General features: G+C 50.9%; 12 protein-coding genes. 6 read left to right on the forward strand and 6 right to left on the reverse strand.

Going from position 1 to position 13,106, the window contains the following annotated elements:
* Entirely contained in the window at nt 1–444 is a 444-nt protein-coding gene (locus L6472_RS02190; protein ID WP_237806763.1) for a nucleoside deaminase, read from the reverse strand.
* Between the two features lie 38 nt (nt 445–482).
* Here L6472_RS02190 and L6472_RS02195 point away from each other — a divergent pair, with 38 nt between their 5' ends.
* Together L6472_RS02195 and pyrH are read left to right on the forward strand one after the other, a co-directional pair.
* Complete coding sequence (locus tag L6472_RS02195) at nt 483–1,199, forward strand: biotin--[acetyl-CoA-carboxylase] ligase (protein ID WP_237806765.1); 717 nt, start codon at nt 483–485, stop codon at nt 1,197–1,199.
* Between the two features lie 31 nt (nt 1,200–1,230).
* Entirely contained in the window at nt 1,231–1,941 is a 711-nt protein-coding gene (gene pyrH / locus L6472_RS02200; RefSeq protein ID WP_237806767.1) for a UMP kinase, read from the forward strand.
* A 3-nt stretch (nt 1,942–1,944) separates the two neighbouring features.
* Here the strand turns inward: pyrH and L6472_RS02205 are convergent, their stop codons facing one another.
* The 3 genes from L6472_RS02205 to L6472_RS02215 are packed head-to-tail and all read right to left on the reverse strand — an operon-like array spanning nt 1,945 to nt 3,718.
* Nucleotides 1,945–2,322, reverse strand: coding sequence for a DUF4834 family protein (locus L6472_RS02205; protein ID WP_237806769.1), 378 nt, complete (start codon nt 2,320–2,322; stop codon nt 1,945–1,947).
* A 10-nt stretch (nt 2,323–2,332) separates the two neighbouring features.
* Nucleotides 2,333–3,007 (reverse strand): phosphatidylcholine/phosphatidylserine synthase, encoded by a 675-nt coding sequence (locus tag L6472_RS02210; RefSeq protein ID WP_237806771.1) that lies wholly within the window; start codon nt 3,005–3,007, stop codon nt 2,333–2,335.
* 21 nt (nt 3,008–3,028) lie between these two features.
* A complete protein-coding gene (locus L6472_RS02215) occupies nt 3,029–3,718 on the reverse strand; it encodes a phosphatidylserine decarboxylase family protein (RefSeq protein ID WP_237806773.1) in 690 nt (229 codons plus the stop codon).
* A 785-nt stretch (nt 3,719–4,503) separates the two neighbouring features.
* Between L6472_RS02215 and L6472_RS02220 the strand changes: the two genes are divergently transcribed.
* The 4 genes from L6472_RS02220 (at nt 4,504) to L6472_RS02235 (ending at nt 9,316) form a co-directional block, all read left to right on the forward strand.
* Nucleotides 4,504–4,809: a Dabb family protein gene (locus L6472_RS02220; RefSeq protein WP_237806775.1), complete on the forward strand. Its 306-nt coding sequence runs from the start codon at nt 4,504–4,506 to the stop codon at nt 4,807–4,809.
* An 8-nt stretch (nt 4,810–4,817) separates the two neighbouring features.
* The gene (gene dnaE / locus L6472_RS02225; RefSeq protein WP_237806777.1) at nt 4,818–8,606 is read left to right on the forward strand and encodes a DNA polymerase III subunit alpha; all 3,789 of its coding nucleotides are present in this window, start codon (nt 4,818–4,820) and stop codon (nt 8,604–8,606) included.
* A gap of 70 nt (nt 8,607–8,676) precedes the next feature.
* On the forward strand, nt 8,677–8,991 hold the full coding sequence (gene trxA / locus L6472_RS02230; RefSeq protein ID WP_237806779.1) for a thioredoxin: 315 nt from the start codon (nt 8,677–8,679) through the stop codon (nt 8,989–8,991).
* 13 nt (nt 8,992–9,004) lie between these two features.
* On the forward strand, nt 9,005–9,316 hold the full coding sequence (locus L6472_RS02235) for a hypothetical protein (RefSeq protein WP_237806781.1): 312 nt from the start codon (nt 9,005–9,007) through the stop codon (nt 9,314–9,316).
* 76 nt (nt 9,317–9,392) lie between these two features.
* Here L6472_RS02235 and L6472_RS02240 read toward each other — a convergent pair whose 3' ends face one another.
* Together L6472_RS02240 and L6472_RS02245 are read right to left on the reverse strand one after the other, a co-directional pair.
* Nucleotides 9,393–11,942 (reverse strand): family 78 glycoside hydrolase catalytic domain, encoded by a 2,550-nt coding sequence (locus tag L6472_RS02240; RefSeq protein WP_237807952.1) that lies wholly within the window; start codon nt 11,940–11,942, stop codon nt 9,393–9,395.
* A gap of 16 nt (nt 11,943–11,958) precedes the next feature.
* A complete protein-coding gene (locus L6472_RS02245; protein WP_237806783.1) occupies nt 11,959–12,882 on the reverse strand; it encodes an AraC family transcriptional regulator in 924 nt (307 codons plus the stop codon).
* Nucleotides 12,883–13,106 lie beyond the last annotated feature (224 nt).

Below are 13,106 nucleotides of genomic sequence, written 5' to 3' on the forward strand. Positions count from 1 at the left end.
TCAACGCTTTTCGCGGAAGAACGTCTGCATCAGTTCGCGACATTCTTCCTCCAGTATGCCGCCAATGGCCTGCGCTTTCGGATGCAGGGCATGGGCGGCATACTTTTGATAGCCACGCTTCTCGTCGGCACAACCAAAGACCACGCGGGGTATCTGTGCCCAGCCAATGGCTCCGGCACACATCACACAAGGCTCAACGGTGACGTAGAGCGTGCATTCCGTGAGGTATTTGCCACCCAGCTCGTTGGCAGCCATCGTGATGGCTTGCATCTCGGCATGCGCCGTCACGTCGGTCAGTGTCTCCGTCAGGTTGTGTGCCCGGGCAATAATCCTGTCTTTGCACACCACAATAGCACCAATGGGTATCTCTCCCTCGCGCAGCGCCAGCTCGGCTTCTGCCAGTGCTTTGCGCATAAACTGCTCGTCCTTTTTTTGTTGCTCCATGTTGCAAAAGTACGAATTTTTTTTCGTACTTTTGCATCGTGGAATGGAAAATCATTCATATAGACGAGACTGATAGCACCAACCGGTGGTTGCGAGCGTACCAGCAGACGGCTGATGACAATCTTCAGTGCGTGGCCGTTTGGACCGACTTTCAGACGGCAGGACGCGGCTGTGGTAGCAACACTTGGGAGTCGGAACGCGGGCAGAACTTGTTGTTCTCGCTCTTGATTCATCCACAGATGCTACCTGCCAACCGGCAGTTCCATATCTCGATGGCTATCTCGTTGGCTATCTGCGAAGTGCTCGACCAGCAGATTGGCGACGTCAGCATCAAGTGGCCCAACGACATCTATTGGCGCAATGGCAAGTTGGCAGGCATTCTGATTGAAAACCAGTTGCAGGGCAGCACTATCCGCGACAGTATCATCGGTGTCGGCATCAACGTGAATCAGCAGCGCTTTCTGTCGAAAGCTCCCAATCCTGTGTCGCTCTTCCAGATTCATGGTCAGCAGACCAGTCGCCAAAATCTGTTGAACGACATTCTGCAGGCCTTCGACCGTCTGATGGGGCAAGACCTGAAAGACGCCTATCGGGCACGACTCTATCGCCGTAGGGGCTTCCATCCTTATGCCGATGCCAAGGGGGCTTTCATGGCAGAGATAGAAGATGTGGAGGCCGACGGTCATCTTTGCCTGCGCGACGATCATGGACAGGTGCGGCGTTACGCCTTCAAGGAAGTGAGCTTCGTTATTTAGAAAAACAATATTAATACAAGGAATAATAATTATGGCAAGATTTAAAAGGATTCTCCTGAAGCTCTCGGGCGAGAGCCTGATGGGAAAGCAGGGCTTCGGTATCGACCCTGAGCGACTGAGCGACTATGCTCAGCAGATTAAGGAAGTGGCTGAGATGGGGGTGCAGATAGGCATCGTCATCGGTGGTGGCAACATCTTCCGCGGCCTCAGTGGCAGTCAGAAAGGCTTCGATCGCGTGAAGGGCGACCAGATGGGCATGTGTGCTACAGTCATCAACTCGCTGGCACTCTCTTCTGCACTTGGCGCCATCGGTGTCAAGAACAAGGTGATGACAGCCATCCGTATGGAGCCCATCGGTGAGTTCTATACCAAATGGAAGGCCATCGAGGCCATGGAGCAGGGACAGGTGTGCATCTTCTCTGCGGGTACTGGCTCTCCATACTTTACAACCGATACTGGTTCGTCGTTGCGAGGCATTGAGATTGAAGCCGATGTGATGCTGAAGGGAACACGTGTGGATGGCATCTATACGGCCGATCCTGAGAAGGACTCTTCAGCAACAAAGTTCAATGATATCACTTATAAGGAGGTATTGGCACGCGGACTGAAGGTGATGGACCTCACCGCCATCTGCATGTGTCAAGACAATAATCTGCCTATCTATGTGTTCAACATGGACATCGTAGGCAATCTGAAAAAGGTGATGGAAGGCGAGGAGATTGGCACCTTGGTGCACAACTAATCGTTACTCCTCAACGAAATCTACATATTCGCCCTCATCCTGGGCGAATATTTTTTTGTTTGTGTTTTCTCTCTGGTCAACAATAGTATGCCCATCTTCTGTCTTCGTGGTATAGGTCTTCTGATGCGCTTGTTGTTGATAGCTTTGCTGACTCTTGTTATTGCTGCCTTTGAAGTAGTCCTTGGCAAACTGCGGTCCCCGTCGCTCTTGTTCCTGATAGTAGTATTTGTTGGATTTTCGCTGAAACTCTTCGTCGCTCATCTCGCCACGCATGTATTTGCGTACCATACGTATGATTCTGCCAATATAGAACATGACCACCAAAAAAACAGAGGCGGCAGCAACAACAAGGGCGAGAAACAAAAACAAGAAGAAATCCATGGTCGTCTTTTTAGCGTTTGTAGCAGAGTACCGATAAGATGATATACCACAAGATGACCACAGCAATGCCGGCAATGCCGAGTGCAGCCAGCATCACAGCGCTGCTGAGCACAAAGAGATATTTCACCTCGTTACCTTTCCATCCCCATGTCTTGAACTTCAAGGCAAACATGGGAACTTCAGACACCAGCAGGTAGCTGAACACGAATACCAATGCCAGCATGCCATATATATATAGTGGTGAGGAAGCCAGCCAGTCGCCAGCACCAACAATCAGCGCGCTCCAGAACAGGGCATTTGCAGGTGTGGGCAGTCCGATGAACCCCATGGCCTGTCGCTCGTCAAGATTGAACTTGGCCAGTCTAAGTGCCGAGAAGGCTGCCATGATAAAGGCCAGGAAAGGCACCAGTGGGGAGTGAATATGCTGCTGACACAGAAAGTCGAAGATGATGGCTGAGGGGGCAAAGCCAAATGTGATGTCGTCGGCCAGCGAGTCAAGCTCCTTGCCGATGGGCGATGACACGTGGAGCAAGCGTGCCGTCATGCCGTCGCAGAAGTCGAAGGCGGCACCAAGCACAATGAACAACAGTGCCAACTGATGTTCGCCCTGAAAAGCCCAATAGGTGGCGATGCAACCAGAAATCAGGTTGCAGCACGTAATGATGTTTGGTATGTGCTTCTTCATAGCTGTGCTTCTTATGTCGTCTTAGGGCAGTTTCGCAATGACGGTCAGGTCGCCCGTGGTGGGTTGTCCCATCTTGACACATGGTTGAGCGCCCAATGGCAGATAGACATCTACGCGCGAGCCCAACTTGATGAAGCCCAGATGCTCGTCGATATAGCAATCCTCTTCATCTTTGGCATAGGTCACAATGCGACGGGCCATAGCACCAGCCACCTGTCTTACCAGTATGTTTTCGCCATTAGGCATTTCAATCATCGTGTCGGCATGCTCGTTCTCCAGACTTGCCTTGGGCAACCACGCACGATGGTAGTTGCCATCGAAGTGCTTCACAAACTTCACGCGGCCATCAACAGGAAACCAGTTGGCATGCACGTTCAGCGGGCTCATGAAGATGCTAATCATCAGTCGCTTGTCGTGAAAATACTCGTCCTCGTCGGTTTCTTCGATGACCACCACCTTGCCGTCGGCAGGTGCTACCACCGTTTTCTCGGTGTCGCCGTTGAAGTAGCGAATAGGACAACGATAGAAATTCAGCATCAGCAGCCAGGCTGTGCCGAATATGGCGATGAATAGTGCAAAGGGTATAGGTGTGTCAAAAGAACGCCAGAGAATCACTGCAATGGCAATGACGAAAAACAAGCTGTATAGAAGTTCGTCTGTTCCTTCACGGTGAATTCTGATTTTCTTGAGCTTCTTAATTCTTTCTCCCATGGTTAGTTTTAAAATTTACCCTGCAAAGGTAATGCTTTTCTGCCAATAAATCAAAGTTTTTATAGATTTCTTTGTCTTTTTGCTACTGAATAGCCCGTTTTTCGTCACTTTGCGATGTAAAGGGCTCAAGCGAAGAATCATAGGGGTAATCCTTTCTTTGCGCTTTTTTGTTATTTCAGTAGAGGCTCAGCAGATTCTTTAGATAGAAATCAATTAAAGTAGAAATCAGATAGAAAAAGGACAGGATTACCCCCTCCCTTGGGAGGGTAGGGGTGGGGTTGTACTTGGTCGGAAAAGGAACGGTTTCGCACTGTCATAGTGCTGCTTTCGTCTTGTTATAGTTTCGCTTTTGCGTTGTAATAGTTTCGCTTTTGTATTGTAATAGCTTTACTTTTGATGTCCGTCCAGCCCCTAGATGTGGCGCATCCAGCCCCTGGAACGAGTCGTTTTAGCCCCTGGATGCGGTTGTTCTAAGGGCTGGATGTAGAGCATCCAGGGGCTAGACCAGAAATGATAGCTTTGGTTTTAGACTTCAGAAACGCCTCTTCAAGACTTTAGAACACGTGCTTTTAGACTTTAAAACTTTCCCTTTGGAGAAGTTACTTCGTCTCGGAAAAAAAGAAAAAACAAGTTTTCCTTTTGCATTTCTCTCGTTTTTTCGTAACTTTTCCTTTGGAGAAGTTACTTCGTCTCGGAAATAAAAAAGAAAAAACAAGTTTTCTTTTTGTATTTCTCTCGACTTTTCGTAACTTTGCGACAAAAAGTAGTAGAATTATAATTTTGGTATGGTAAAGCATATTATTCTTTGGACGTTAAAACCCGAACTATCGGATAGTGAAAAGCAAAATGTGAAGGCAGGCATCAAGGCTGGACTTGAAGGCCTGGTGGGCAAGGTGCCCGGACTGCTCGATGTGAAAGTGCATATTGACGGACGACTCGACTCGTCGAATGCCGATGTGATGCTCGACTCTACGCTCGAGTCGGCTGAGGCGCTGAAAGGCTATGCCCAGCATCCGGAACATGTGGCTGTGGCTAACAGCAAGGTCCGCCCTTATACAGTAAGCCGTTCGTGTCTTGACTTTGAAATTTAATCCGCCGTATGGAAGATTTCATACACCTGCACGTACATACCTATTATTCAATCCTTGACGGACAGTCAAAGATTAAGAACTTGGTGGACAAAGCCATCAAGGACGGCATGCGTGGTATGGCTATCACCGACCACGGCGATATGTTCGGCATCAAGGAGTTTCACGACATCGTGATGGGGGTGAATAAGGGTCGCAAGAAAGAGGGGCTTGATCCCTTCATCCCTATCTTCGGTTGCGAGATGTATGTTGCCAAGCATGGTCCCAAGGAACAGAAGAACGGTCGTGAGGATCAGAGCGGTTATCACCTGATTGTGTTGGCAAAGAACTATCAGGGCTATAAGAACCTGATCAAGCTGGTTTCTAATTCGTGGGTCGATGGCTACTACATGCGTCCTCGTACCGATCGTGCTGACCTGGAACGTTACCATGAGGGCCTCATTGTCTGTTCGGCATGTATCGCCGGCGAGGTGCCTCATAAGATTCTGGCTGGCGACATGGCTGGTGCCCGCGAAGCATTGGAGTGGTATCATAACCTGTTTGGTGACGACTATTACTTGGAACTTCAGCGACACGAGGTGAAAGACCCCACGCAGCGTGCCAACCGCGAGACCTTCCCCCTGCAGCAGCAAGCCAACAAGGTGCTCATCGAGTTGGCCCGTGAGTATGGCATCAAACTGATCTGCTCTAACGATGTTCACTTTGTGGATCAGGAAAATGCTGAGGCTCACGATCACCTGCTCTGTCTTTCTACGGGAAAGGATCTCGACGACCCCACACGTATGCTCTACTCCAAGCAGGAGTGGTTTAAGACCAAGGCCGAGATGAACGAGATCTTCAGCGACGTGCCCGAAGCATTGAGCAACACGCTTGAGATCCTGGAAAAGTGCGAGATATACTCCATCGATCACGACCCAATCATGCCATTCTATCCCATTCCTGAGAGCTTCGGAACTGAGGAACAGTGGCGCGAGCGCATCAGCGAGGAACAACTCTACGAGGAGTTCACACGCGATGAGAACGGCCTGAACCCCATGTCGCGTGAGGATGGTGATAAGAAAATCAAGAAACTGGGTGGCTTCGACAAACTCTATCGTATCAAGTTCGAGGCCGACTATCTGGCAGAATTGGCCTATAAAGGTGGTAAAGAGCGTTATTTGCCCAACGACGAGCTGGTGCTCGACAAGGTAGAGGTAGATACGGGCAATCCACAATCCACATACACCATCCTGCATTCCTCTCTGCCTAAGGAGGTTGACGACCGCATTCGCTTTGAACTGCACATCATGAAGACCATGGGTTTCCCGGGCTACTTCCTCATCGTGCAGGACTTCATCAACTCGGCACGCGACGAACTCGACGTGTGGGTTGGCCCTGGTCGTGGTTCGGCTGCCGGCTCGGTGGTGGCTTATTGTTTGGGAATCACCAAGATAGACCCGCTGAAGTATGACCTGCTGTTTGAGCGTTTCTTGAATCCAGACCGTATCTCGTTGCCCGATATCGATACCGACTTCGACGATGACGGACGTGGAAAGGTGCTGAAGTGGGTGATGGACAAGTATGGACATGAGAACTGCGCCCACATCATTACCTATGCCTCGATGGCCACCAAAAACTCTATCAAGGACGTGGCGCGCGTGGAGAAATTACCGCTGAGTGTGTCTAACGCACTGTGTAAGGCCATTCCAGACCGTCTGCCCGATGGGTTGAAGATGAATCTGGCCAATGCCATCAAGTGCGTGCCAGAGTTGCGTGATGCCGAGGCTTCCAACGATCCCGTGTTGGCCAACACCATCAAGTATGCGAAGATGCTGGAGGGCACCGTGCGCGGTACGGGTATCCACGCCTGTGGCTTTATCATCTGTCGCGACCCTATCAGCGACTGGGTGCCTGTCTCAACGGCCGATGATCCCGACTTCAAGGATACCAAGACCAACTGTACACAGTACGACGGACACGTCATCGAATCGACAGGACTCATCAAGATGGACTTCTTGGGACTGAAGACTTTGTCTGAGCAGAAAGAGGCCTGTGCCATCATCAAACAGACACGCGGCATCGATATTGATCTGGATCATATCCCCATTGACGATCCCAAGACCTACGAGCTCTACCAGCAAGGACGTACCATCGGCACCTTCCAGTTTGAGTCTGCCGGTATGCAGAAATATCTGCGCGAGCTTCATCCCACGGTGTTCGAAGACCTGATTGCCATGAACGCGCTCTACCGTCCGGGACCTATGGACTACATCCCCTCGTTCATTGCCCGTAAGAACGGCCGCGAGGAGATCAAGTACGATATCCCCTGCATGGAGAAATACCTGAAGGACACCTATGGCATCACCGTCTATCAGGAGCAGGTGATGTTGCTGTCCCGCCAGTTGGCCGACTTTACCCGTGGTGAGAGTGACGCCCTGCGTAAGGCCATGGGTAAGAAGAAAAAGGATATCGTTGACGCCATGAAGCCTAAGTTTATCGAGGGCGGCAAGAAAAATGGTCACGACCCCAAGATACTCGACAAGATATGGGCCGACTGGGAGAAGTTTGCCTCCTATGCGTTCAATAAGTCGCATGCAGCCTGCTATTCGTGGGTGGCCTATCAGACTGCTTATCTCAAGGCCAACTATCCTGCTGAGTTCATGGCAGCCATCATGAGCCGCCGTCGCGACCAGATCACGGAAATCACCAAACTGATGGATGAATGTAAGCAGATGGGCATTGCAACCTTGGGGCCCGACGTGAACGAATCCTATCAGAAGTTTGGTGTGAACCATAAAGGTGAGATCCGTTTCGGTCTGGCAGCCATCAAAGGACTGGGTGACAATGCTGCCTTGTCAATCATCGACGAGCGCGAGAAGAATGGTCCCTATAAGGATATCTTTGATTTTGCCCAGCGCATCAACTTCTCCAGTGTCAACCGTAAGGCTTTCGAGTCGCTGGCGCTAAGTGGCGGCTTTGACAGCTTTGGCATCCGTCGCGAGATTTATTTTGCCGAGAACAACAAAGGTGAGCTGTTTCTCGACTCGCTGGTGCGCTATGGTCAGATGTACCAACAGGCCAAGAACGAGGCACAGAACTCTCTCTTCGGCGGTTTTGACAGTGTCGAGATAGCCACACCGCCCATTCCTAAGACCGATGCACGCTGGAGCGACATTGAGCGTCTGAACAAAGAGCGCGATCTGGTGGGTATCTATCTGTCGGCTCATCCCTTGGATGAATATAAGATTATTCTCGACAATATGTGTAATGCACGTTGTGACGAATTGGCAGATAGGGGTGCAGCCCTCAAAGATCGCGAGGAAATCACATTAGGTGGCATCGTCACTGGTGTGCAGTCGCGTTTCGGTAAAGACAACAGGCCATGGGGAATCGTCACGCTCGAAGACTTTAATGGGTCGGGCGAGCTGGCACTCTTTGGCGACGATTGGATGAACATGAACGGAAAGTTTATTGAGGGTGCTGCCGTCTATATCACAGGAAAGATGCAGTCGCGTTTCTATAATTCAGATCAGAAATCGCTGAAGGTGACCAATGTCGAGTTGCTCCAGACCATCAAGGAGAAGGCTATTGAGAGCATCACCATCCAGTTGAACACCGATCTGCTTGACGACCAGATAGTGACAGAGCTTAACGACCTGGTGGATGAACACCCTGGCAGTACGAAACTGATGTTCCTGCTGCGCGACTCCACAGGCAAGCGCCACATGCTGCTGCGTTCGCAGAACAAAGCTATCGATGTGCGCCATACGCTTATAGACTATATCGAACGCACCGAGGCATTGGATTACACCATCAATTAGTCATTGGCATGATATTTGCACAGACTATTAATGAGATATCACAGTATTAACTCAATTAAAACGAAAAGTTATGGAAGTACAAATCACAAGCGAGAATTTCAAGGAGCTGAAGAATGGCAACCTGCCACTCGTGCTCGATTTCTGGGCAACATGGTGTGGTCCTTGCCGTCTGGTAGGTCCTATCCTGTCTGAACTTGCCGAGAAATATGATGGTAAGATCATTGTTGGTAAGTGCGATGTAGAGGAGAACGAGGAACTCGCTATGGAGTTCGGCATCCGCAACATCCCTACCATTCTATTCTTCAAGGGAGGCCAGCAGGTCGATAAGGTCGTTGGCGCCATGTCTAAGCAGGTATTCGACGAGAAGTTCCAGTCATTGCTCTAAGTCTATGGCAACGATGGACGAAGAACTCCTCATGGATGAGGAGGAGAACCGCCGCGAGCTGGCGTTCATCCGCAAGCAGGTGCCCACAGATGTCAAAGAGAGGTATTCCGACGCTCAGATTCTCTGGATGATGGATACTATTGTTGACTACTATTTCTCTTCGGGCATTCTCGAAAGCGCTGAAGAAGAAGTGGATATTGACCTGGAGAAGGTGGCTGACTATGTCTGCCAGCAGGCCAAGAAGGAGAAGCAGGGGGTGTTCGACCCTCAGGAAGTCTTCTTCATCATTCAGGCCGATCTCGACTTTCAGGAGCAGAACTGCTAATTTTTTTTATAAAAGGCGAGAGGTCGTGTCAAAAGTAACAGACACGACCTCTCGCTTTTTTTGTCATAGTCTCATGCTATAATGATTTCTTGATCTTGTAAGTACCACCGACGTATTCCTTAGGTGTTGCTTCGCCAGGCAGATAAACGGTGGCGGTGGCTCCCTTAGGAATGGTGAACTGCCAATTCCACTGACCATTCTTGTCGTAGTGCCAGTGGCTCTTGATGAGACCGGCAGCCGACTGGTATTGAGCATCAATATGGCCTAATCGCTTATCGGGGATGGGACGCATGATGATATGCTTGAAACCAGGTTGCATGGGGTCGGCAGCAATGCCTGCCACCGTCTCCCAAATCCATTCGCACACAGCACCATAGGCATAGTGGTTGAACGAGTTCATGCCACGAGGACCCATACCCTTGTCCTTCATATAGCTGTTCCAACGCTCCCACATGGTGGTGGCGCCATTGTCTATGCTGTAGAGCCAGCTGGGGTTCTTGCGCTGGAAAAGCAGGTTGTAGGCGATGTCGGCCATGCCGTTGTCGGTCAGTGTGCCCATGATGATAGAGGTGCCGAGGAAGCCCGTCTGCAAACAACCGTCGTGGTCTTTGAAGTTCTGGCGCAGACGAGCCACCAGTTGCTTCTTGGCTTCTCCTTCTACCAGCTGGTTCTTCAAAGCGAAGAGGGCGGGCGTCTGCATGGTGTTCAGAATCTGCGTCTTGAAAGTGCCGTCGGCATTAAGGAAGTGTTCCTTGGTGTAGGCTTTGGCACGAAGCGCCATCTCCTCATAGGTCTTGTAGTCGCGGCCAGTGGCCTTTGCCATGTCGCGCATCATCTCGGCATCAATCTGCCAGTAGCAAGCACTGAGGTAGTTCCAGTAGTCCACCGCGTCGGGCAGTGGGCCATTGCTGCCGAAGGCTGATCCGCCGCAGCTCTCCAGTGGCTCATAGCTCAGCCAGTCGGCCCACTGGTAGTTGCCATTCTGTCCAATCAGTTCCTGATGGCGATAGCAGGTGGCATTGACACGGTCGATGAAACGCTTCATCGAAGTCCAGCTCTGGTTGATAATCTGGGTGTCGGCAAATTGCTTCCAGATGGTCCAAGGCACGATGATGCCTGCATCGGTCCATCCCAGACGCATGCACTCGCCGCCGTATTGTGCCACGGGAGCCACGCCCGGGTAACCGCCCAGCGCATCCTGCGAGTCGCTCATGTCGCGCATCCACTTGTGGAAGAAATTCTTCGTGTCGGCAAAGAATGTACCGGTCTCGGTGAACACCTGTGTGTCGGCCGTCCAGCCCAGTCGCTCGTTGCGTTGCGGACAGTCGGTAGGCACTGATAGGTAGTTGGAACGAAGTCCCCACAGTGTGTTGGAGATGAGACGGTTCACCAGTTCATGGCCAGTGTTGATGGTGCCAATCTCCAGGTTCTTGTGAATAGAGGTGATGGGAACAGACCTCAGCGACTTGATACACACGGTGGCTGTGGCAGAGATAGAAACATAGCGATAGCCGAAGAAGGTGGCACGCGGCTGATAGCTCTCATACTGACCATTGCCAGCAAAGGTGTAGTCCAGACGGAAACAGTTGTCGTGGGCACGCAGGTTCTCACGATGCACAGTACCCTCGGGACCGTCCATGCCACGACTGCGTGCGCCATTGCCGTCGTTCAGCAACTCGCCGGGCAGACAGCTAAGGCGTGTGCCGGCAGCTGCCTTGAAGACAAAAGAAGGAACTGCGGCACAGTTCTGACCGAAGTCAACCACCAGGGTCTCGCCGGCATGGAGCGTCATCTCCTGTCCAGGCTTGAACGTCCGGTCAATGACTACCTTACCATACTCGCCATCACGTGCACCGCGGACCTCTTTCCAGATGTAGGCCTGAACTGGTGTCAGCGCCAGGTCCTCGCGTGCATAGACCTCAGCACCGCAAGAGGGCAGAATCTCTCCTCGGAACTCCGTGTTCTCTTCGGGCACCGAGAATGCATCGGGTGTGCTGAATCCCTGAGCGATACGTGCATCGTAGGCCTCGCCATCGTAGATGCCTGCATGCGTCACCGGTCCGGCGATGCCTGCTTTCCAGTCCTGAAGGTTGGTGCCGTAGGTCTGCTTGCTGCCATCGGCATACTCAATCACTAAAACGCCGCGGAAGGCACACTTGTGGCCAATCATACCATCGGTGCCCCAGGGCGTGACAATCTTGTCGGCCCACCAACCTGGAGTGACCTGTGCCGAGAGCACATTGCGCTGACCCGGCTTCTTGAGAAAGACGTCGGTCACGTCGTAGGTGAAAGAGCGTTTGGTCTTCTCGCGATGCGTGAAGCCTGGGCGCAAGACCTCCTCACCAATGCGCTTGCCATTGACAAAGAGCTCTGACACGCCCAGCGATGCCGTCATCCACGTTGCCTTTACTACCTTCTGCTGGTTCTCGATAGACGTCAGGAACCAGTTGGCACCATCGGCAGCGCGGCTGCCATCTCTCACTTCGCCCGTAACGACGGGAGCGTTTTTAACCGAAATCCACATTGACTTTTCCCAAGCCGAAGTGTTGAGCGCTTCGACGCGCTTGCCTGAAACAAAGTGGCTTTTAGCCATACTACTACTGACAGTCATGCTCATCATGACCATTGCCAAGCACCATACATTAAAGGTGTTCTTTTTCATCTTGGTTGTTTTTAGTTTGGTTTTGTTGAATAAGTTTGTTTTGTTGACGATATGTCGTGGGAGAGACTCCCATGATTTTAGTGAATAGACGGGAGAAATAAAGGCTGTCTTCGAAGCCCAACTTATAGCATATCTGGTTCACCTGTAAGCTGGTGTGTACCAGCAACAGACAGGCATGGTTGATTTTGAGCTGATTGAAATAGGCCAGTGGACTGATGCCTGTCTTCTTCTTGAACTGGGCAGAGAAATAGCTCATGGAGAAACCCACGTAGTGGGTGACGTCTTGCAGTGTGATGCGTCGCTCGATGTTTTCCTCCATATAATGAATGGCGGCATCGACAATGTCAACCTGCTGAGGGGCGCGTCGCCATTGTTGGAGATAGCGCATAGATGCCAGATAGTAGTGTAAGAGACTGGATGCGTAGCGCAAATCTTCAATCTCATGACCTGCACGTAGCGTGTTGAGAATATCATCGAAGATGTTGTTGCGCTCGCTGATGTGCGAGTTGATGGCCACATTGATGGTCTGCGGTTTCTGTGCACCCTCGGCATAGATGGCGGCATGCGCCCCTTTGAAGTGCACCCAATAGATGGTCCATCGCTGTCCCTCGCTCGAACCATATGAGTGGGGGACGCCTGCTGGAAGAATGAAATACTGATTGCGTTCTACCTGATATTCCTTATCGCCCACGCGATACCATCCCTTGCCATCGACGCAGTAGATAAGCACATACTGGTCAATGCCCTTCTTGCGGCTGCGATAATGATGCTCAGCCATGGGATAAAACCCAATGTCGGTGATGTAAAGACTGCTGACCAGCGGGTCGCGTTCTTCTATATCAACGATCATGGGCGGTAGTATGATTGATTGTTCCCCAAGGAATCCGTCTTTTAGTTTTGGCATAAAAAACTATTTAGCGCCACAAAGGTAGGCATTTTTTTTTAGGTGGATGGCCTGTTTACTGCCAATAAACCATAAGAAATAGAGAAAAATACTGCAATAAATGGCAAAAAGGCTAATGCGGGAGTAAAATAATCCATACTAAGAAGAGAAAAGTCTATAACGGTCAACCGAGAAAATAGCTACCTTTGCAGCGGAAATTCAACTAAGAACCCAAAATAAACCGT

The organism is Prevotella sp. E13-17, from assembly GCF_022024035.1.
Lineage (GTDB): Bacteria > Bacteroidota > Bacteroidia > Bacteroidales > Bacteroidaceae > Prevotella.

Coding starts and splice junctions, on each gene's coding strand:
- L6472_RS02190 (WP_237806763.1), bottom strand. CDS start 444: ATGGAGCAACAAAAAAAGGACGAGCAGTTTATGCGCAAAGCACTGGCA.
- pyrH (WP_237806767.1), top strand. CDS start 1,231: ATGGCAAGATTTAAAAGGATTCTCCTGAAGCTCTCGGGCGAGAGCCTG.
- L6472_RS02205 (WP_237806769.1), bottom strand. CDS start 2,322: ATGGATTTCTTCTTGTTTTTGTTTCTCGCCCTTGTTGTTGCTGCCGCC.
- L6472_RS02210 (WP_237806771.1), bottom strand. CDS start 3,007: ATGAAGAAGCACATACCAAACATCATTACGTGCTGCAACCTGATTTCT.
- L6472_RS02215 (WP_237806773.1), bottom strand. CDS start 3,718: ATGGGAGAAAGAATTAAGAAGCTCAAGAAAATCAGAATTCACCGTGAA.
- L6472_RS02220 (WP_237806775.1), top strand. CDS start 4,504: ATGGTAAAGCATATTATTCTTTGGACGTTAAAACCCGAACTATCGGAT.
- dnaE (WP_237806777.1), top strand. CDS start 4,818: ATGGAAGATTTCATACACCTGCACGTACATACCTATTATTCAATCCTT.
- trxA (WP_237806779.1), top strand. CDS start 8,677: ATGGAAGTACAAATCACAAGCGAGAATTTCAAGGAGCTGAAGAATGGC.
- L6472_RS02235 (WP_237806781.1), top strand. CDS start 9,005: ATGGACGAAGAACTCCTCATGGATGAGGAGGAGAACCGCCGCGAGCTG.
- L6472_RS02240 (WP_237807952.1), bottom strand. CDS start 11,942: ATGGTCATGATGAGCATGACTGTCAGTAGTAGTATGGCTAAAAGCCAC.
- L6472_RS02245 (WP_237806783.1), bottom strand. CDS start 12,882: ATGCCAAAACTAAAAGACGGATTCCTTGGGGAACAATCAATCATACTA.